Origin of the sequence: Dialister sp., assembly GCF_047832375.1 — a bacterium.
Lineage (GTDB): Bacteria > Bacillota > Negativicutes > Veillonellales > Dialisteraceae > Dialister.
The window spans coordinates 427,360-448,354 of record NZ_CP181256.1 but is presented as its reverse complement, the minus strand read 5'-3'; the positions used below and the strand labels follow the sequence as shown (position 1 = coordinate 448,354).

The following is a 20,995-nucleotide window of genomic DNA, read 5'->3' as shown; positions in this document are numbered from 1 at the left end:
AAATATGCAGTTCAAAGCCTCACTGCACGCGGCTCAAACTGATGTCGTAGTACATCAGCAGCTTATCGTCTTCCTGAATGGTCTGCTCCGGCAGCCGCTCAGCCATGTCGACAATGGCCTGATAGTTCTTATCCTTCCAGAGCCTTGAGAAACCTACCCGGATCGCCTCGGAGCGGAACAGCTTCAGTTTTCCTTTGCTGTTCATGTAGCTCTCGAACTCCTTCCAGAGGTTCTTCTCTCGGAGCTTGGCGACGTCGCCTTCTTTTGTGCGATCTGGAATATACCAGCGGCCTTTATCATCTTGAATGAAGTTCTCATCCAGCATGACGGAAAGCTCCGGCATATCTTCATGGCGGTCGACAGACTTCACTTCCTGCATAAACTTCGGCTGGAGTTCTGCGTACGTCTGCGGTGTATCGAGCTGCTGATAAAGCCATGCAATAGCAGACTTCTCATTCGTTACGAACAGTTCGAACTGGATCGGCTCAACATCCATCTTGATGCGGGCAATATCATATTCGTTCAACTGATCTGGCAGGAAATACATGCCGTCGCGCTTCAGGAACTTCTCATCCAGTCCCTTATAGAAATCCGACGCGTCAATCGGCACCGGAATACCATTCATGATGTGGTAGGCAACCATACGGTCAAAGAGCAGGTAAGCCTGACGCTCTGCAATAATGTCGATCTTGCCGTCGTGATCTGCATCAACTACAACAGGCAGATTGGCAAGGTGTTGACGAACGAAAGCCCATACAGTTTCTTCTGAACCAGCGTTATCCTCAAACTCTTTACGGAACTTTTCTTTAGGTTTGTATGCGGAAATAACAAGGTCTTGCTTAACCGTGCCCTGTGCTGTAGTTTGCTGAAATGTGCCCTGTTTTTTGTTAAGGGTTCTAATATCCGCAACTATAAAACCGGCTCTTAGCAAAGATTCTTGAATAGCATTCCATACCGAATTCTGTGAATTGTGAAATTCCACAGTCATCCAATGATTCGGTTTTAATGCGTCATAATATGCTTTAAAGCAATTCGTCATCAGCTGTTGGTACTCAACTAAACTCTTGCCTTGCGAGTCATTAATAATTGCTTCCTCGGAATTGTTAGTTTTTACCTTTAACCACGCCTCCCAAAGAAAAGATAACTCAGAATAGCTGAGATTTGCACCAAAAGGCGGATCTGTGAATATATAATCAACACTATTCGGCGCAATAGGAAGATGGGCCAAATCTCCACAGCTTATCAAAACATCATTATTAAAAGTAGATGCTGTAGACAACCATTCACTAAATTTATTAACACGTCTTCTGAGAACGTCAAAAATTGCATATTCATGTGTTACCGAGGGCATGTATAAGGTTCCCGGCATGCCTGCCGTGCACTTCCCATGCGGAGCCCATCGATACATTTTTGTCAGTATTTTTGTAATAGCAGTCAAAGCAAACATCGCTCGACTGTTCTTCGCCTCTTCAACAGCTACAGCATAAGTTATTAGGTTTCTTTTTGTCATGAATTGATGTATATGGGTAATACCATACTTATCGTTTCTTCTACTTTCACCGCCTTTTGGCATACGTTCTGCTGGCACCCATTCCTCTATAGGTAGTTCGTTTATTTTTTTGAGAAGTTCAAAGTCAGACTCCTGGGGCCGCTTTTCAGCTCTTTTCCCATGTACGAAGTAGCATATTTTCACAGGCGCTTGCTTTTTCATAGTTACAGGCTGGTTAAGCAAAGTGTCAAAAAAAGTTTCTTGCGCATAATCACAATCCTTTTTCTGCAAACTTTGCCCACAGTGCGGGCATTTGAATGTCTTTAAAACTTTATCAGCCACTTGATCGACAGCAACGTCCCAATAAACCATTTCATGAGAACAATGTGGGCAAACCAATACGTCTGACCACACGGTATAACTAATATCTCCCAGAACTTTATTCCCGAGCACATCAGTAACCGGCTTACCCTTCTCATCAACGTGCTCCGTCTTATACATCCACGCACATTTTTCTTTGCAAACTTGAAGAACAGATTCTATCTGACGTGAAAATTCCACGGGATCGATTCTCGTATTGTAGTTATACGAGATAAATGAAGCTGCTGGAGAGAGATCATTTATAATCGCCTTTCTAATCCCCCACTTGACGTTGTCCTTGCCAAGTTCAGCTTCTATTTTGTATTTTGTTTTTGCATCTGGACGTTCGCACATCTGAGCAGCAAAGCCAGTCATTCCAGTGCCACAAAAACCGTCAAAGACAATATCCCCCGGCTTCGTATAGTGCAAGATATAACGCATTATGGCTTTATACGGTACTTTTGTATGATAGGTGTGAGCCATATAAATCGGATCATTTTTCCCCTCGCTCACGTCTGCTGCAAACGGCTCACAATGATAATCATCCGTCTCCTCATCATACGGAGTCCCATTTTCTTCTATGAACTCCTTGATAAACGGATTCGGGCAAGCCGTGTAATAAGGCGCATCGGAAAGCGCAATAATGTCCTCGTCCGTGCCGATCGGGAAGCCTTCTATATCACGAACCTTGTCAAGATCTTCCTTGGTCAGTTTTCTCTTCTCCATGGTTTAATTCTCCTTACGCTTTACGACGATACGCAGCTTGCTTTCGTCCTTGCCTTTTGTGTAGGAAGCGATGATGTCGTTCAGTTTCTTGCGGAAGTTATCTTCACTGAGCGGCTGCAGCTGTTCGAGCTTTTCCACCAGCGTTTCCGCGTCGATGACCACCGGCTCGAATCCTTTCAGAAGCGCGGTAATACTCTCTACAAAGAAATCATCCACTCGTTTCGGTAGTTCCTTGGTAGAGACGAAGTCGTCGATGACTTTCTGCTGGTCGTCATTCAGGTACTGCTTCTGTGCGAGCACGAGCGGATCAGTGACGGTCTCCAACAGCTTCTTCGTCCATTCCTTTGTCAGCTCATCAATGTCGTCATCGATCTGATCCAGCAGCCCATGCACATTTCTCTCGTGGCTGCTCATGTCAAAGTGGCAGTGCGGGCAGATCGGATTCTTTTTCAGTTCATTCGGTGTCAGCTCATAGCAGACTTTAATATTTGCCATCGAGGTTTCGAGGTCAGACAGCTTTGCGCCGGGCAGGATTGTGATGCTATGCAGTTTCCGGAGATTCTTGAGCGCAAGACTCTCCTGAATCTTGCCTTTGCGCTGTGCGTCCTCAATGCCGAGGCGTTTTTTCGAATGCGCATCGTAGTAGAGATTGATGTACTGCTGCTGAACCGGCTCTAGCGCATCCTTCACGGCGCGGGCAGCATCTGTTCCACTGGTGCCTTCAGCAATACTGTCTCTGGCTGTACGGAAAGCTGCACGCGCGTCCTCGATGGAAGCTTTCAGTTCGTCAATATCGAAATTTTGGACACTGGCAATGTAGCTGACGAGATCTCCGCATTCGCTTTTGAAATCGAGATACTCCGGAATACGGCGCAATGTCCAGATCTGCTTTTCAATTTCCTGAATTTCATCCATTGTGTGGCGGAAATTATTCAGCTTCGCGAAGGTGTTAAACTTCGCTGAGTAGTTGCTGAATTCCTCTTTGACCTTGTCGCAAGCGCTCTGTATCCTCGCCTTCATCTGCGAATCCGCGAGCGGCTCTCCCCACAGCTCGAAGCCGTCAGAAAGTTTTCTCGTTCCGAGAACCGCATCATTGCAGAGATTCTGTGCGGCCTGAATAAGCTGCTTGACACTATTGTCTCGGTCCTTCGGAAGATCCAGGAGCGCAGGATTGAGGCCAATCACCTCGAACATCTTCTTGAGCTCAGCAAGGGCCATCTTTGCCGGGCGGGAGATATACTTGAACTCATAGAGATCAAGCGCATTTATGCTCGGGATCTCGTCCAGATTAGATGCCGTGATTGTCTTACCATTGTTCAGTGTAATAACTGCGTATCCCGCGTAGATAAGCGATAGGAAGATGATCGGTGTAAACAAGAAGCTGATCTTAAATTGCTTGTCGATATACGCACCCATGAACTGCTCTTCAAACAGGTCTGTATAGTTCAGCACGCCCTGTGGCGGCAGCTCCTGCAGGCGATCGATATAGTATCTGGCATACTTCGAGTTTTCAGGTTTGATCTTGTCATCCTCGAGCACACCAAAGCTCTCGAGCATCATCCGTGCCTGCTGCGTCTTCCGGCCTGCAAAATAGTCAAAGGAATCCCGTGCCAGTCCTGCCATGTTCTTTCTGGTGACTCTGGTCTTCATGACCGGGAAGTCAGTGTACTTGCCCGTGAAATATTCATCAAGGCAGATCGAGGCTGCGAGGTCGATGGTATCTTTGAAAGTCAGGTCTGGACGATACTTGCCTTTCAAAACCTCGATCAGCTGTCTCATCTGAGCTTTGTAGGTCACGTTGAAGCAGGTGTTCTTGTTATTGCTCAGATATTTTACGAGCTGGCGGTTGAACATTTTCGCCTTGTTCAGATAGGCTTCCTTATCCTTGCCCTCGCTGATTTCAGCCAGCTGATTTGCAGCAGCATAAAGTTCAAGATTCTTCTTGAACTCATCCGCAGAGCGAAAGAAGAAGTATACCTCGTCCGGGAGATTAGCAATATCCACATTACCGTTGTCATAAGGCGGCATGATGTGAATATAGAAATCACGCTCCGGCTGGGCAGTGCTGCGCTCTCCCGGAAGTCCCATAAAGAGATAGCCTTCCCGGAAGATATTGTGGCTGTTCCAGTTCAGGTCGTATTCGTAAATCTTAAAGTTCGTGACGTATTCCTTCGCGTCCCATTCGAGGCAGTTGTAGACGACCGTATAGAAGTAGCGGTTCAGTTCTGCCGGAGCTATAGTAAACGACATTAATTACTTTACTTTAAATTGATGTATCTATGTGCTATACTTCAATTGGAGGTACAGTACATATGAACAATCGAAAGTATCACACTGATCCGGAAGAACTTTTGAGACAAGGTAAGGAGATTATGTCGTCTACTGATGACGCCAGGTTCCATTTCAGAGTATTCTCCGTAAACATGGTTCTATCCGGTTTGTCTGCTTCCCAAATCAGTAAATTAGCTGGTGTAAGCAAGATGACAATTTCATCCTGGGTAAAAATTGCTGATGAAAAGGGCTTTGATGCACTTAAATTAAAAGGGCACAAAGGCCGGCCCTCAAAGCTTACCGACGGGCAGTTAAAAGAAATCAAACAGATCCTTACTTCCGAGCCAAAACAATACGGCTACAATGTCTGGGATGGACCGAGCTTGTCTGACTATATCAGTAGTAAATACAACATTACGTTAAGCGTTAGACAATGCCAACGTCTATTTCACAGTCTGGGCTTTTCCCTTATCCGCCCCCCAACTATATCCATCCAAGGGATACGAAGATACGGATGCACGAATTGCCTTTAAAAAAAAAATCGACGAAGTAAAAGCAGACAGTACCGCAATTCTGACATTTCAGGACGAAGTGCATTTCCAAATTCAGATTACAATTACACGTGGATGGTATGAAAAAGGCAGTGCACCTAAGGTGAAATCATTCCCGGCACGTTTCAAGTCTCCTTATAGTGGGTTTGTTATCCCAGAAACCGGAGAGTTATTTACGACAAAGCCGGAGAAATTCAACTATGAGACCACAATAGCCTCTATTCGTGAGTTCTTGGCTGCAAAACCGTTGCCGGAAGGCAAGCATTATGTTCTGGTAATGGACAATGCCCCTTGGCACAAAAAGGCCTATCGACTAATTGCTGTAGAAAAGCGGCCAGAATATGCGGATATATCAGATAAAATTACAATTTTGATGCTTCCTCCCTATTCACCTGATCTGAATCCAATCGAACAGGTTTGGAGAAAAACCCGCAGAGAATATACACACAATCGTTTCTTTGCAACCTTAATGGAACTTATGGAAACAGTTGAAAAAGCATTCGAGGCTTGGAAAAAGCCAAATAATCAGCTTCGAACCCTGTGCAGCTTTAAATAAAGTTATTTTTGTCGTTCACTATAGGAGCGATGCCTTCTGGTTGATCTTCTCGTCGTAGTCGACGATTTTGTCGACATCGATGTAGTACTGATTGTTGGCATCGTTGTGGATGATGAACTGTCCAGAGACCGTTGTCATAATGTTCTTGAGCGTGGTGTTAACAACGCCAAGGAGAAAGTCTGCGTCGTTTTCCGGCATAGAGTCCAGATAAAGGCAGAGGTCATCTTTAAGGTTTTCTGCCGTCAGTCCGAACTGCACATCGAGGCCGTTTGTCGTCAGCCTGTGCACGCTAAGTGCATAAATGATCTGAATCGCCAATGGCTTATAAACCTTGTGCGGGAAGGAGCGATTGATGATTTCCTCCAGCTGTGTGCTGGCATTAACGACCTTGCTGATTGTAACGTCGCTCTTCAGAAGCCCATTTCCCTTGATAGCGGGCCAATAGGTATCGAAGGAATAGATTCCAGGTGCATCTTCCGGTACGTCTTTATCAAAGATATCACGAATGACTCTGGAGATGTTTTTCAAGATATGGCGGTTCTCCACAAGATAGACTTTATTGAATACATCAATATAAGCCGGGTGAATCGGAAACAGATCCACAAATTCATCCATGCGGGTAGACATGCCACTGTAAAGGCTGGAGAACTTCTCGAGGTGATTCCGGATCAGCGCCTTCTGTTCCGGATTCTTCTTCAGAATCCTTTCTGAAACAACGTACTCCGTATCTTCCTTTGTAATCTCCATCTGTGTAAAACGATCGCTGACGTGTTTCAGCGTTTCGGAGACGAAGCTGAATTTTGGATTGTCGAAGATTTTCTCCTGAATGCCAAGAATGATACGGAGATTGCTCTTTGAGCACATTTCTCCGAAAGCACGCAACACTTCCAGGTCAAGAACCAGCTGGCGCTCGTCTCTGGATGTAAGGTAGGCAAGGAACTCGTCTACGACGATCAGATATCCCTTGTCCGGGTATTTGGAATTGAAGGCTTCCATCATCTGACGGATGACTTTCTTGTTGTCGCGGACCGTCGAATAGTCTGGTTTCTTGAAGTCAATGCCACGACGCTGGAAATCCTCTTCAATGTAGTCGAAGAGAATATCGTAGAGCGTCATGGTCACTCCACCAATTTCCAACCGTAGAATCTCAAATTTGCCTGCAACAGGCTCCATGCGCTTTGCAAAGTTCTGGTTCTGTAAATATTGGAGATTGTCTGCGTCATTAGCCACAGCAGAAATCACACTCATCAGGTGAGATTTACCGGTACCATAGTTACCTACGATGAAAACGCCTTTGTTGTCGACTACCTCATCCATCTGGAGCTGGTCGATAACGGGAGCCTGCAGACTTTCCGCCATGCTATCCGACATGACATAGGTCTGCACGAGTTCCTTGACTCCGCTTTCTGTTTTTGTGCCCTCAACAAGCTGTATCGTCGATTCAATTGGCTTGAAGCTTATTAGCTCCGAATACTTCATTTAGCGTTTCCTCCTTAAATGACACAGATGATATCATAGTTCTTTACTTCATATGTTTTATAGTCCAGATACCCTTGTTCGCTGTAATAAAGTGTTCCGTTTTCATATCGTCCCGGCCAGATCACGCTGTACGGTTTGCTTTTCCGGGCCTCGATGAGAATCTTCAAAACGTCGACCTGATAGGCAGGATTGAACATCACATCGATATCCTTGATGACCACGTTGTCCGGATACTGTGCGAGCACGCTTTGAAAACACGAGGCAAGCCTCATCGTCCTGCTCCGCGGTGATACGTCCTGCAGTTTTTCCGAGAGAGGTTTGCTGACTGAAACCGGCTGTGAAGAAAGCTCTCTCATTCGTGCCCAGTAAACAAGCAATCGGGAAATGGTGTCCTTTTGCCTTTGGAGATTTTCGCATTTAATAATCTCGCCCATTTCAATCTGCCTTTCTCATTTTGCCTCTTCGCTCGTCATTTCCATTATGTCGCTGACATCACAATCCAAGGCAATACATATCTTTTCTATGATCTCTGTATTCACATTTTCATTTTTTCCAAGTTTGGTTATTGACGCCGAACTGATACCGGCAGCCTTCTGTAAGTCCTTCTTTTTCATATCGCGATCTATCAGTAGTTTCCACAATTTTTTATAGCTAATGGCCATGACGCTTACCTCGCTTTCCGCCAAAATCAGACTTGTAAACCCATTATGCACATTATTCGACGCAAAATCAAGATTAAATCAAGTGTTCGCATGAAATTTTCCACTGAATTCTTAATTTATACACAAGTTTTTGATATGCTGTACTTAATCTATCTTTCTTAGCCATGCAGAGCACTTAGGAGGTGGTCCTATGATCTTTATCAGTGGCATTTATGCGGTCGGCAAAGGCTACTTCTGTGGCCTTGTAAAAAAGGAACTGGGTATCGAGGCGTATTCGGCAAGTGATCTGATTGCCAATGCACGTAATGCCGGTTTCAGTAGTGACAAGCTGGTCGCCTCCGGGCTGGGACGATTCAAAGCGGAAAGGTTGACGGAGCTTCGCGCCAGAGCTTTACGGCCCTGCCAGACACAGTTATTCCAATCGCTTCGAAGGATCCCGGTACGCATCGATGGAAACTCTAAGGCCCTACATACCAGCCGGCCAAAAAGCATTGCAGTCCATACCATAAGCGATGCAGGACCAGACCGCCAGGCCGCCAGAAATCTCCTCCGGCCATACGGCACTGCTCTCATGGTATAATGAATCCACAAGAAAGGACTACCATGAGAAAAGTACTGATTACCCTGGCTTCCATCCTGGCAGTGGCAGGTATTATCCTCCTGAACGCTCTCACCTTTTCCGGTCGATACGCCAGAATGATGGAGACCTCCATCACCGTCACCTCTGCGGACGACAGCTTTATAGGAAAAAAAATGAAAGAATTCTTTGCCCGGGAGGATTTGGAAGAAAAACTGGCCCATGAAATGGAATCGCTTCCCCTTTTCCCTGATCATCCGGAATACCATGAAGAGCTGGCTTCCCTTGCAGTCTCCCTGGGCCGTGATACATCCCTGGAGCAGGTACGCTGCCAGGGCCGCCGCTACTACGGCGGCTACCGCGTCTCACTCTCCCTGCCCAAAGAAGAATTTCAATTATGGAAAGACCGCTTTAAGGAAAATCTTCCAGAAGATAGGCTCTCATCCATCACCAATAGGGACAGCTCCCACATCCGCCTCCGCAAATTCACCGGCTGGGAGGAAAAATCGGAAGATGGTGACATTCCCTACGTACAGGGCAGTGCCAGCTTTCTCCTCACCGGGGGCGGCATGACCCAGCTGGTCTACATAACCGCTGTCATCATAGAAAAAGAAGAGGATGTTCTCCTTGCCCTTTTCATTTCCGACCATAAACAGGATACCAGAGGCATCCCCTTTGGGAAAATGGCGGAGCTGCCCCCTGCAGGTGCAGAGGATTCATAGGGGAATGGATAACGGGCCCCAGGTTCTTAATACTCTCAGGTTTGAGAGTATTTGGGCCAGAGAGTTGCGGATTGCCCTCAGCGCGGCGATGATGTAAAGCCAGCGTCACGGGACTGGCCAATGACTCATCAGTGAAAAGCCGCCCGGCGGATAGCAAACATCGGGTAGCGGACAACCGATAGCCGACAGCCGACAGCTGATAGCCGATAGCCGATAACGGCTATCCCTCCTATTTCCCATGAAAAAAGAGCCTTGCCGGCTCTTTTTTAGTCTTCCTTATTTTCCTCTTTTTTCTTCATAGCCTCATCCCTCTGCTTGTGGGCCCTGTCATAGGCACCGCTCCGTTTGAGGGCCATGGAAATGACCGCCACCACAGCACAGAGAAGGATGAAAAGGTTCACCGTAGTGACGCCTTCTCCGAAGCCGATACGGTAAATGGAGTAGAAGAGAACCACCACCAGAAGAAAATCCTGAAATTTTGAGAACATACTGCCTTCCTCCGCTTCCTAAAGACTTATCCTTACAATAGCGGAAAGGAGAGGCTTCGTCAAGTCCGTTTCTATTACAGCCCCTTCACTGTATCTGCAATTTCCGCAATCGAATACAGCGCCGCCCTGCCGCCAAGGCGGACCCGACTTCCTTCCATCCGGCAATGCAGGATGCCGCTCCGCCGGGAAGCCTGATAGGCAAGGATTTCCTTTTTGCCCATTTTTTCGACCAGTAGGGCACGATATGGCAGTGTCCGCTTCCGCACACCGGGTCTTCCGGTACCAGGAGCTTGGGAGCAAAGCTTCTGGATACAGAGTCCCATTTTTTCCCTCTTGCCGTAATGTGCAGGAGAAGACCGTCCAGTTTTTTCACTTTCTCCTGGTCCACTTCTGCATTTCTTACGTCTTCTTCCGTCGGAAGTACGCAAAGAAGGTCCCTTCCCATCCAGGCTTCCAGCGGTCTTACGCCGATAGCTTCTTCCATTTCATCTGTCACCGGTACCTGCTTCAGTTCATAGGCCGGGAAATCCATGACGTAGAGATCCTCCTTCCTGGCCACGGTGAGTGGTCCGCTCATGGTATCGAATACTACTTCTTCCTTATCCTTTTCATAGAAACGGAAAAGAATATATCCCGATGCCAGGGTGGCGTGGCCGCAGAGATCAATTTCTCCGCCCGGTGTGAACCAGCGCAGACGGTAATGTCCATTTTCCTCCTTCACCATGAAAGCGGTTTCGGAAAAATTATTTTCCATCGTAATATGCATCATGGTATCTTCGGAAGGCCACTTGTCCATGACGCAGACTGCCGCCTGGTTTCCTTTAAAGATTTCGTCTGTAAATGCATCTGCTATGTACTGTTTCATAGTCTGTCATCCTTTCTGTATCCATTCTGCTGCCGTCTGAACCCTTTGTTCATTGACAATATCATAGCGCCGTCGTACTATGAATACAATTCTGGAATTGTATGTATAGCAATTTGTGTACCTGCCTCTATCATCATTCTTTTCAAAGGAAATGCCATGCCCATTAATTCCTTCGACCACTATCCCCTTTCCTGGAAACCGGATTTGTCCCGGCTCTCCAGGCCCTACTATCTTTCCCTAGCCCGGGATTTGGAGGAGAAAATCCTGACCGGTGAACTGCCGGAAGGCACCAGGCTCCCACCGCAGCGTGAACTGGCTGATTATCTGGATTTGAATTATTCCACCATCACCAGAGTCTATAATGCCTGCCGCCGGAAAGGGCTGGTGTACGGCGTCACCGGACGGGGCACTTTTGTGGCGCCCCACCCCGGCGCATCCATTGCCATTGAGCAGCCCTTTGCCCGGAAGGACATTATAGAAATGGGATTTATCAGTGGGTTTCCGGAGCTGGCGTCACCGGTGGAAGAAGCCATGGAGAAAGTCCTCCGCCGCAGCTATGTACGAAATCTTCTTTCCTATGACCACCCCTTCGGCTTTCCCCACCAGCGGCTGCAGGCAGCAGAATGGATGGCCATGCTGGGCACCCATACCGATGCAGAACACATCATCCTGTTCCAGGGAGCGGAAAATGCTTTGACCACCGCCCTCTTTTCCCTTTTCCATCCAGGGGACCGCATTGCCGTGGATACCTACACCTACTCCAATTTCATACTTCTTGCCAAAATGAAAGGACTTTTACTCATCCCCATAGCCGGCGACAAAGACGGCATGATGGCAGAAGAATTGGACAGGGCCTGCAGCAAATTGAAAATCCAAGGTATTTATCTCATGCCTTCCTGCTCCAATCCCACCAATATCATCATTTCCCCTGCCCGGAAAGAGGAACTGGCCCGCGTAATCAAAAAGAATCAACTGGTATTGATTGAAGACGACCTCTACGGCTGGCTTCGGGCAGAAGAAGGCGGGGACATGATATCCCTGCATGACCTGATTGGCTGCCGCTCTTTCTATATTGCAAGCCTTACCAAATGCCTTTGTCCGGGGCTCCGTATAGCCTATGGCGCTGTGACCGATGACATAAAAGATGTCATACAGGAAGGCTTTTCCAATATCAGCATAAAAACCTCTTCTCTTGATGCGGAAATCATGACGGAACTGCTTCTGTCCGGCTCTGCCCAAAAACTGCTTCATCAAAAAGCGGCCCTGGCCAGAAAAGCGTCCGCCCTCTTTGATGCCCTTTTCCCCGACCTGCCGCCTCAGCCTCCCAGCTACTTCCGCTGGCTTCCCATTTCTGACGGCCGCCCCTTTGACCAGGTGGAAAAAGACCTCCTCCGGCAGGGCATCCATATTTACCACTCCGGCCGTTTTATGACTTCAAACCACGAAGAAAACAGTTTTCTCCGCGTATCCCTGTGCTCCGCCGGAAATACAGCCCGTCTTCGCAAAGGGCTGATGATTATAAAGAACTACATAAACCCATAAAAAAACTGACTTCCTGGCAGAATCACATTCCACCATGAAGTCAGTTTTTTCTTAAAGCTCCACCCTTCAGCAGGTATGGCAGTCCTCGTAAATGCCCTTTTCCTTCAGCAGTTGGATGACCGTTTCTCCGATATCCGCTACAGTCCTGGCCACCGGAATGCCTACAGCGTTCAAGGCAGCAATCTTCTCAGCCGCCGTGCCCTTGCCGCCGGAAATGATGGCCCCCGCATGACCCATGCGCTTTCCTGGAGGCGCCATGCGGCCTGCGATGAAAGCAGCCACAGGCTTCTTCATATGTTTCTTGATCCACTGAGCCGCCCTTTCCTCTGCATTACCGCCGATTTCACCGATCATAAGCACTGCTTCCGTTTCCGGGTCCTCATTGAAAAGGGTCAGGGTGTCAATGAAATCCATGCCCTTGATAGGATCGCCGCCAATGCCGATGGCCGTGGTCTGGCCAATGCCGGCCTCTGTGAGCTGGTAGGTGGCTTCGTAGGTCAATGTACCGGATTTGGATACGACGCCTACATGGCCTTTTTTATAAATCTGGGAGGGAATGATGCCAATATTGGCTTCATCCACAGAGATGATGCCGGGACAGTTCGGCCCGATGAGACGGGTCTTTTTCCCTTCCATATAACGATGCACCTTCACCATGTCCTCCACTGGGATATGCTCTGTAATACATACCACCAGGTCAAGACCTGCTTCTACCGCTTCCAGGATGGCGTCAGCCGCAAAGGGAGCGGGAACGAAAATGACAGAAGCCGTAGCACCGGTAACCTGGACGGCATCCCGCACCGTATTGAATACGGGTACCCCGTTGCATACCTGGCCTGCCTTGCCGGGGGCCGTGCCGCCTACGATATTCGTGCCGTAGGCCTGCATCTGTTCTGTATGGAAACGGGCTGCCTTGCCGGTGATGCCCTGTACAATGACCTTTGTATCTTTATGAATTAAAATACTCATTTGCCCCTCCTTATTTTCCTTCCCGCTGTTCTTTAGCCAGACGGATAGCCGCTTTCGCACCTTTATCCATATCCGCTGCAGGGAACAGGTTCTTTATATTCGCTTCATGGAGAATTTCCCGTCCCCTTTCCACATTTCGTCCCTCCAGACGAACGATGACAGGAATGGGGAATTCTTCTTTTCCACCGGAAAGTTCTGCTGCCGCTTCCACGATTCCCGTGGCAATGACATCGCATTTATTGATGCCGCCGAAAATATTGATCAGGATACTGTGGGCCTGGCTGCCTTCCAGCATAATCTTAAAGGCTGCCACAATTTTTTCCGGCGTGGAATCGCCGCCTACGTCCAGGAAGTTGGCCGGATCTCCGCCATTTTCCTTGATAATGTCCACCGTAGCCATGGCGAGGCCGGCACCGTTGACCATGCAGGCCACGTCGCCGCCCAGGTTCACGTAGTTCAGGCCTTCCGCCGCCGCTTCCCGTTCTTTCGGGTCCTCTTCCGTAATATCACGGAGGGCCATGATATCCGGATGGCGGGTAAGGGTGCTGTCATCGAAATTCAGTTTCGCATCCAGCGCCAGCACGTCGTTTTCTTCGGTCACCACCAATGGGTTGCATTCAGCAAGGGAGCAGTCCTTATCCACAAAGAGTTTATAGAGGTACTTCATGAAAGTCGCCGCTTTTCTGACCACCGCCGGTTCCATATGGAGATCATAGGCCATGCGGTTTGCCTGGAAATCAGCAAGACCGATGGCGGGGTCAATGTATTCCTTCAGGATAGCCTCCGGGTTTTCCGCCGCCACATCTTCGATAGACATGCCGCCACATTCAGAAGCCATCATGACCACGCCCCGGGATTCCCGGTCCACCAGGAAGGAAATATAGTATTCCTTCTTAATGTGGGCACCTGCTTCGATGAGGAGGCGGTTCACCTTCTTCCCCTGGGGCCCGGTCTGACGGGTGACGAGGGTGCTTCCCAAAAGTTCCTTCGCATATTTCCGCACTTCCTCCACGGAATGGGCCAGCTTCACGCCTCCCGCTTCCCCGCGGCCGCCGGCATGGATCTGGGCCTTTACGACCACCACCGGTGTATCGAGGCGCTTGGCATTGGCCACCGCTTCTTCCACGGAAAATGCCGGATATCCTTCCGGTACATGGATGCCATATTGCTTCATAATGGCTTTACTCTGGTATTCATGGATATTCATGAAAATTCTCCTTTCGGAAACAGAAGAACCCTTTCTTCTATGGTTCATTCCTCATGACAGCGTATAGAATTACAATTCCTATCATATCACTTTATGTATCCGCAAAAAAGACAATGCCCTCCTATAAGAGTACCATTTGCAAAATTAGCATAGCCTTATTGAAAACTGTTGCGAAAAAGGTATAGATAAAAATTCAGAAGATATCTTTTCCTTCCAATGTATGGTACCGGCCCGTCATGTCATCCAGGATAAAATCGTTGGCAAAGAAAGCAGTGCTCCGAAAACCTGAAATATTTTCGATTACCTGGCCCTCATTAACCCCTTCATACAGCCCGTTTTTCCTGGTAAGAAGGACCCAGGCCGGGCGGGCACCGCCACCATACCGTCTCACCAGCAGTCCCGAGGGTTTCCCACTTTCTCCCTTCACCACGATAAGGGGGCTGTGGATGAGAGTTAAAATCTGGGATACGTGCCACCGGTCTTTTCCATCGGACGTCAGGATGGCCAGGGTACTGCCGCCGGTACCGGAGGTCCAGGGCCCCCGGAGAAGAACCAGAACCTCCCGTTCCCCATTTTCCCCTTCCGCATAGTTATAGCTGTACTTCGTGGCCCGCCAGGCCTCTTCCGGAATATCCAGGTCCCGGATTACGGACTTTCGAATAGATTCGGCCGGCTTATCCTCTGCCAGCACCTTTTGGAAACCGCTCCCCAAAGACAGAGCCTCCAGAGAGATATAACTCTGCCCCAGAAGGTCCGATGCGCCGGACGGAGCCATACTGCCTGTACAAAGGACAGCCACCAGGGCTGCCACCATCAGTCTGTGATTCATAGAATACCTCCGTAAAGAAGAAAATGCCGGTCCCCATACCTGCGGATATAAAAGCCGATTTTCCCCCTCTTTCATAAACAAACTTTTGATGTTCCCTTTACATCCTCATGGTATCATAAAAACAGGATCAATACTTTCCTTTTATAATAGAATAAAACCTGGTAAGGAAGGAGCATCCCCATGAAAAAGACCTATGTGGTAGATACGAATGTACTGGTACAGTCCCCCTATGGGCTCTATGCGTTCGAGGAGAATGAGGTAGTCATTCCCCTGGTGGTGGTGGAAGAGCTGGATGGGCTGAAGAAGGCGGAAGGCGAAAAAGGCGCCAACGCCCGCAAGGCCATCCGCCTCCTGGACAGCCTCCGGCAGCGGGGCAACCTTCTTTCCGGCGTACCCATACAGAACGGCGGCACCGTGCGGGTGGAAACGAACTGCGTGGACGTCACCCTTCCCCGGGACCTGCCGGAAAATGAATCGGACAACCGGATTCTCATGGTCTGCAAGGGGCTGAAGGAATCAGACCCCTGTCGGGACGTGGTACTGGTGACAAAGGACATCGTACTCCGTATCAAAGCCCAGCTCCTCTCCATCCGGGCCGAAGACTTCGAAGCGGAGCAGGTTTCCCGGCAGGAAGCCAACTACACCGGCCGAGGCCACGCCTACCTTCCCCAGAACGCCGTGGGGGACTTCAAAAATGGAGGCGTTCCCCTTTCTATCCTTTACAGCACCGACGAGAATGGGGACCCCCTGCCCCTGTCATTCACGGAAAATGAATTTTTCCTTCTCACCCCTGATGAGTCGGCCGGCGTCACCCTCCTGGGCCGGGTGGAAGGGCAGCAGATGGTGCCCCTCCGCTATCGGAAGCAGCGTCCCTACGGCGTGACCCCGAGAAATGTGGGGCAGTACTTCCTCCAGGAAGCCCTCATGGAAAGCGCGGAAAAGGCGCCCCTGGTCATTGTGAAGGGCATGGCAGGTACGGCAAAAACCTTCTACTCCATCGCCGTGGGGCTGGAAAAGGTCTTCAACAATCCCACCGGCGAATACCGGCGCATTATCGTATCCCGGCCTAACGCCCAGTTTGACGATGACATCGGTTTCCTTCCGGGGACGGAACAGGAAAAAATTTCTCCCCTCATGCGGCCGGTGGTGGATGCGTTAGAGCAGCTCCTGGACTCCGATGAAGCCGGCCGCTACGAAGATGAATCCCTCCTCACCGACAAGGTCCAGGAAATCTTCGACCGGGACATCATAGAGACGGAAGCATTGAACTTCATCCCAGGCCGGTCCATCGTGAAGACCTACCTCATCATCGATGAAGCCCAGAATATCACCCCCAGCCAGGCGAAGGGCATCATCACCAGGGCCGGGAAAGGGACAAAAATCATCCTTCTCGGCGACCCCCAGCAGATCGACCGCCCCTTCCTGGACGAACGGACCAACGGTCTCTCCTACGCCGCCAAGTGCATGAGGGGAAGCCCCCTCTGCTGGCAGATCACCATGGGCAGGGACGAATGCGAACGGTCGAAACTGGCTATGGATGCTATACAGAGGTTGTGATATTCATTGGTATGGCTTTTGTTTCGTCTACAAACGGTGAATAGTGAGGAGTGAGGAGTGAATGTGGCGGCGCATCAAATAGGGAAGCGCCGCCATTTTTATGAACTATCGGTTCCCATGCTGACAGATAGAGTCAATGGTACGGGAGCTGCCAGCTTCTAGCTTCTAGCTGTCAGGAAAGATCAATGGCCTGCAGCGCTTCCTTCTGCCTGTTCTCATCAGTTACCCAAGCCGTAGGCTGGCCAGCTTTCCTAAAAGCTAACAGCTAGAAGCTAGTGTCCTGTCTCAATCACATTTGTGCTAATGATAGTTTAATTATGTGGTAACTTGGTAATAGATTCGCAAGTAGAAACTACCCCCATATCGTCATTTCGAGCGGTGGTAGCATGCAATGTGATTGTGCAGGTAAAAATCGCTACAGCTACGATGAGTCGAGAAATCTTTCTTGCGTTCGAGAATACAGGGCTTTTTAACCATGGCTAGCGTTGTAAGACCGTCAGAGGTATCTATCTGGGAGATCTCTCGACTCTCTCTCACATTCTATTTTTATGTGTTACATCATTACGGCGCTTACCACCGCTCGAGATGACGAGTTAAATTCAGAGTCTACAGCATTTAAAATCGGTACATAACAGTAGTGATTTTTCTTCCGCCAACATTAATCATTATCCCAAATGTGATTGAGACGCATCACCAGGAGCCCCCACACTTTTGACCGTCCACTCAGCCGCATACGGAAAAGCCCCCGCCGGAGCGGGGGTTTTCCTGTGAAATTGTCTATACCAAGCGCAGTGCGCTATGGCTTCCTTTTATCCCAGGAAGGCCATGGACTCTTTCCATGACTCTGCCTGTTTCTTCATGGCTTTGATCACTTCTTCGCCATGGGCCTGCTGGCGGGCTACGGACTTTGGTCCTGTGCCGCCGTAGCTTTCCCGGTTTTTCACGCAGTTTTCTATCTTCAGTGCATCCATGATATCTTCCTCAAAGAGGGGGCTCATGGATTTCAGTTCTTCCATGGTGAGGTCGTGGAGCACTTTGTGGTGCTCGATGCAGTAATGTACAGCGCCCCCTACCACCGCATGGGCCTGGCGGAAAGGGAGGCCCTTCTTGGCCAGGTAGTCCGCCATGTCCGTAGCGTTGGAGAAATCGTGTTCCAGCACTTCCCTTGTATGTTTCCCGTTCACCGTCATGGTATTGATCATGCCGGCGTAGATATCCAAGGCAAAGTAAAGGGTATCGATGGCATCGAAAACCCCTTCCTTGTCTTCCTGCATGTCCTTGTCATAGGCCAGGGGCAGTCCTTTCATCACCGTGAGGAGACCCACCAGGTCCCCGTACACCCGGCCCGTCTTGCCGCGGATCAGTTCACACATGTCCGGATTTTTCTTCTGGGGCATAATGGAACTTCCCGTGGAGTAGCCGTCGTCCAGCTCGATGAACTGGAATTCACTGGTGCTCCAGTAAATGAATTCTTCCGACAGCCGGGACAGGTGCATGGCGCAGATGGAGGCAAAGGACAGGAACTGCAGGAGGTAGTCCCGGTCCGATACGGCATCGAGACTGTTTCCATAGACCTTGGAGAAATGGAGATCCTCCGCTTCTTCCAGGGGATCCGTGGGATATGTGGTTCCCGCCAGGGCGCAGGCGCCGATGGGGGACATATCCGCCATATCATAGGCCTCTTCCAGCCGTTTGAAATCCCTTTCCATCATGGCAAAATACGCCAGCATATGGTGGGCAAAGAGCACCGGCTGGGCCCGCTGCATGTGGGTGTAGCCCGGCAGGATGACGTCTTTGTACTTTTTCGAAGCGTTAAGGAGCGCCTCTTCCAGGGCGATGAGCTTTTCCGCAATGCGGCCCATCTGCCGTTTCATATACATATGGAGGTCCAGGGCGCACTGGTCGTTACGGCTCCGGGCCGTATGGAGCCGGGCGCCGGCATCACCGATGTCGTCGGTGAGCCGCTTTTCCACATTCATGTGGATATCTTCCAGTTCCACGGAGAAATCGAAATTTCCATCGTCGATTTCTTTCTTGATCTTCTTGAGACCTTCGGTAATCTTCCGGCAGTCCTCTTCTGAAATGATGCCGTGGCGGGCAAGCATCTTCGCATGGGCCATGGACCCGGCAATGTCTTCTTTATACATCCGGCAGTCGTAGGAAATGGATGCGTTGAAATCGAGGGCCGTTTTTTCCTCCGCTTTCGTGAAGCGTCCGCCCCACATCATATCACTCATTTTGCATTCTTCTCCTTCATAAGAGCCCGGATGGTGAGGGGCAGGCCGAAGAGGTTGATAAATCCTTCTGCATCGGCCTGGTTGTATACATCGTCTTCACCGAAGGTCACGAATTCCTCATTGTACAGGGAGTACGGGCTTTCTGCGCCGTGGGACATGATGTTGCCCTTGTAGAGCCGCAGGGTGACTTTGCCCGTTACGGTTTCGGAAGTCTTTTCTGCGAATACCTGCAGTGCTTCACGAAGGGGTGCGAACCACATGCCGTCATAAACCAGTTCGGAATATTTTACAGCTGCCACTTCCTTGAAGTGGAATGTAGCCTGGTCCAGGCAGAGCCGTTCCAGTTCTGTATGGGCGTAGAAGAGGATAGAGCCGCAGGGATTTTCATAGACCCCTCTGGACTTCATGCCTACCAGTCTGTTTTCTACGAGGTCATCGATGCCGATGCCGTTTCTGGCGCCGATGGCATTCAGCGTATTCACCAGTTCCACGCCATCCATCTTCTTGCCGTTCACAGCCACCGGTACGCCCTTTTCGAAATCGATGGTCACGATTTCCGATTTGTCCGGAGCATCTTCAGGATCGCAGGTGACAAGGTACATATCCTTGTGGGGCGGATTGGCCGGATTTTCCAGGTCGTCCCCTTCATGGGACAGGTGCCACATATTCCAGTCCATGGAATAGGGGTACTTCTGGGCAGCCTTTTCTTCATCTGTCTGTTTTTCGTCGTATTTATCGATGGGCACGCCATGAGCTTCAGCATACTTCATCTCATCTTCTCTGGATTTCATATCCCAGATTCTCCAGGGAGCAATGATCTTCATGTGGGGAGCCAGAGCCTTGATGGTCAGTTCGAAACGGACCTGGTCATTGCCCTTGCCCGTAGCACCATGGCAGATGGCATCAGCGCCGTACTTCTTTGCCATGTCCACCAGGCATTTGCCGATGAGGGGACGGGCGAAAGAGGTACCGAGAAGGTATTTTCCTTCATACTTGCCATCGGCCTGGAGTACTTTGTAGGCATACTGTTCAATGAATTCCTTTCTCACATCCAGTGTTTCCGCATAGGAAGCGCCGGAAGCAAGAGCCTTTTTATGGATAGCATCGAAATCTTCAGGCTGCCCCAGGTTCACGGTGCAGGCAATGACTTCGCAGCCATAATTTTCTTTCAGCCAGGGAATGATAACGGAAGTATCCAGTCCGCCGGAATAAGCAAGAACTACTTTTTTTACATTTTTTACATCAGCCATAGGAATGCCGCCTTTCTGTTTGAACATAGACAATTTCACAGGCCCTTCACGGGGGCTTTTCTTAAGATGTGATAATTATACATCTGCTTGCATAAATGTGCAATAGCAAAAGTGAATCTTCTTGCAATTTTATGAAATATTTTTCAAATGTATCGTGGTTTATTCGATATTATCGAGTAATTACAATCGTGTCCAATTTATGTGCTGTATGCAGGATATGCAGAAAAGGATGCATATAGCAGCCAGGTTGATGGAATGAATGGCTGATGGCCCAAAGGGGTGAATGGGGCTAAGGGTGGTGGGTTGGCATCGCTACGCTCGCCAACCAGGTTGTAGGTGCTTCGCACCAGGGGCATAAAGTGGATCTGCCGCCTTCGGCGGCTAATACCCTTTATGCCACCGCTTCAACGAGCAACGAGAGTTGAAGCCACAACTCGATGAACGAGCGGCGGCTATGTTCATCCACCGCCCTTAGCCCCATCCACCCAAGCAGACTCCGCCGAAGTCCGCATTCCGGGCAAATACCATGTATTTCGTTTCGCGGCGCTTCTAAACTTTATGTGCCACACCAGCCCATCGCCCGCAGGGCGTTCCCCCCTGAGCCACTTTAGCCACTTCAGCCACCTTTCATTTCCCATTCCCCCGCCCCTGGAGTTCG

General features: G+C 49.5%; 18 protein-coding genes. 6 read left to right on the top strand and 12 right to left on the bottom strand.

The window, feature by feature from the left end; translation table 11 throughout:
- Positions 1 to 19: 19 nt before the first annotated feature.
- Complete coding sequence (locus ACFWUL_RS01850; protein WP_416177639.1) at positions 20 to 2,575, bottom strand: DNA methyltransferase; 2,556 nt, start codon at positions 2,573 to 2,575, stop codon at positions 20 to 22.
- Positions 2,576 to 2,578: 3 nt separating this feature from the next.
- A complete protein-coding gene (locus ACFWUL_RS01845; RefSeq protein WP_416177638.1) occupies positions 2,579 to 4,825 on the bottom strand; it encodes a DUF6079 family protein in 2,247 nt (748 codons plus the stop codon).
- 62 nt (positions 4,826 to 4,887) lie between these two features.
- Here ACFWUL_RS01845 and ACFWUL_RS01840 point away from each other — a divergent pair, with 62 nt between their 5' ends.
- Positions 4,888 to 5,379, top strand: coding sequence for a helix-turn-helix domain-containing protein (locus tag ACFWUL_RS01840; RefSeq protein ID WP_416177637.1), 492 nt, complete (start codon positions 4,888 to 4,890; stop codon positions 5,377 to 5,379).
- Complete coding sequence (locus ACFWUL_RS01835) at positions 5,369 to 5,953, top strand: IS630 family transposase (RefSeq protein ID WP_416178102.1); 585 nt, start codon at positions 5,369 to 5,371, stop codon at positions 5,951 to 5,953. The genes ACFWUL_RS01840 and ACFWUL_RS01835 overlap by 11 nt, the downstream gene beginning before the upstream one ends.
- Before the next feature lie 18 nt (positions 5,954 to 5,971).
- On the opposite strand, the gene ACFWUL_RS01830 is transcribed toward ACFWUL_RS01835, so the two are convergent.
- From ACFWUL_RS01830 to ACFWUL_RS01820, 3 genes are read right to left on the bottom strand one after another with little or no spacing between them, the layout of a single operon-like run.
- The gene (locus ACFWUL_RS01830) at positions 5,972 to 7,432 is read right to left on the bottom strand and encodes a DUF6079 family protein (protein WP_416177636.1); all 1,461 of its coding nucleotides are present in this window, start codon (positions 7,430 to 7,432) and stop codon (positions 5,972 to 5,974) included.
- A gap of 14 nt (positions 7,433 to 7,446) precedes the next feature.
- Positions 7,447 to 7,866: a BREX-3 system P-loop-containing protein BrxF gene (gene brxF / locus ACFWUL_RS01825; RefSeq protein WP_416177635.1), complete on the bottom strand. Its 420-nt coding sequence runs from the start codon at positions 7,864 to 7,866 to the stop codon at positions 7,447 to 7,449.
- 15 nt (positions 7,867 to 7,881) lie between these two features.
- Complete coding sequence (locus ACFWUL_RS01820; protein WP_370802981.1) at positions 7,882 to 8,094, bottom strand: helix-turn-helix domain-containing protein; 213 nt, start codon at positions 8,092 to 8,094, stop codon at positions 7,882 to 7,884.
- A 190-nt stretch (positions 8,095 to 8,284) separates the two neighbouring features.
- Here ACFWUL_RS01820 and ACFWUL_RS01815 point away from each other — a divergent pair, with 190 nt between their 5' ends.
- Both ACFWUL_RS01815 and ACFWUL_RS01810 read left to right on the top strand, forming a co-directional pair.
- Entirely contained in the window at positions 8,285 to 8,674 is a 390-nt protein-coding gene (locus ACFWUL_RS01815) for a hypothetical protein (RefSeq protein WP_416177634.1), read from the top strand.
- A gap of 23 nt (positions 8,675 to 8,697) precedes the next feature.
- Positions 8,698 to 9,393, top strand: a complete 696-nt coding sequence (locus tag ACFWUL_RS01810; RefSeq protein WP_301959707.1) for a hypothetical protein — start codon at positions 8,698 to 8,700, stop codon at positions 9,391 to 9,393.
- Positions 9,394 to 9,659: 266 nt separating this feature from the next.
- Here the strand turns inward: ACFWUL_RS01810 and ACFWUL_RS01805 are convergent, their stop codons facing one another.
- Together ACFWUL_RS01805 and ACFWUL_RS01800 are read right to left on the bottom strand one after the other, a co-directional pair.
- Positions 9,660 to 9,881, bottom strand: a complete 222-nt coding sequence (locus ACFWUL_RS01805; RefSeq protein ID WP_416177633.1) for an RNA helicase — start codon at positions 9,879 to 9,881, stop codon at positions 9,660 to 9,662.
- A gap of 85 nt (positions 9,882 to 9,966) precedes the next feature.
- Positions 9,967 to 10,746 (bottom strand): PhzF family phenazine biosynthesis protein, encoded by a 780-nt coding sequence (locus ACFWUL_RS01800; RefSeq protein ID WP_416177632.1) that lies wholly within the window; start codon positions 10,744 to 10,746, stop codon positions 9,967 to 9,969.
- A gap of 156 nt (positions 10,747 to 10,902) precedes the next feature.
- Here ACFWUL_RS01800 and ACFWUL_RS01795 point away from each other — a divergent pair, with 156 nt between their 5' ends.
- Complete coding sequence (locus ACFWUL_RS01795) at positions 10,903 to 12,288, top strand: PLP-dependent aminotransferase family protein (RefSeq protein ID WP_416177631.1); 1,386 nt, start codon at positions 10,903 to 10,905, stop codon at positions 12,286 to 12,288.
- A 66-nt stretch (positions 12,289 to 12,354) separates the two neighbouring features.
- On the opposite strand, the gene sucD is transcribed toward ACFWUL_RS01795, so the two are convergent.
- From sucD to ACFWUL_RS01780, 3 genes are all read right to left on the bottom strand, one after another.
- Positions 12,355 to 13,257, bottom strand: coding sequence for a succinate--CoA ligase subunit alpha (gene sucD / locus ACFWUL_RS01790; RefSeq protein ID WP_416177630.1), 903 nt, complete (start codon positions 13,255 to 13,257; stop codon positions 12,355 to 12,357).
- A gap of 10 nt (positions 13,258 to 13,267) precedes the next feature.
- Positions 13,268 to 14,464, bottom strand: coding sequence for an ADP-forming succinate--CoA ligase subunit beta (sucC, locus tag ACFWUL_RS01785; RefSeq protein WP_416177629.1), 1,197 nt, complete (start codon positions 14,462 to 14,464; stop codon positions 13,268 to 13,270).
- A 193-nt stretch (positions 14,465 to 14,657) separates the two neighbouring features.
- Positions 14,658 to 15,293: a hypothetical protein gene (locus ACFWUL_RS01780; protein WP_416177628.1), complete on the bottom strand. Its 636-nt coding sequence runs from the start codon at positions 15,291 to 15,293 to the stop codon at positions 14,658 to 14,660.
- 180 nt (positions 15,294 to 15,473) lie between these two features.
- On the opposite strand from ACFWUL_RS01780, the gene ACFWUL_RS01775 reads away from it, so the two are divergent.
- Complete coding sequence (locus tag ACFWUL_RS01775; protein ID WP_416177627.1) at positions 15,474 to 16,850, top strand: PhoH family protein; 1,377 nt, start codon at positions 15,474 to 15,476, stop codon at positions 16,848 to 16,850.
- Positions 16,851 to 17,659: 809 nt separating this feature from the next.
- On the opposite strand, the gene argH is transcribed toward ACFWUL_RS01775, so the two are convergent.
- A complete protein-coding gene (gene argH / locus ACFWUL_RS01770; protein WP_297019415.1) occupies positions 17,660 to 19,087 on the bottom strand; it encodes an argininosuccinate lyase in 1,428 nt (475 codons plus the stop codon).
- A complete protein-coding gene (locus tag ACFWUL_RS01765; RefSeq protein WP_416177626.1) occupies positions 19,084 to 20,337 on the bottom strand; it encodes an argininosuccinate synthase in 1,254 nt (417 codons plus the stop codon). The genes argH and ACFWUL_RS01765 overlap by 4 nt, the downstream gene beginning before the upstream one ends.
- Positions 20,338 to 20,995 lie beyond the last annotated feature (658 nt).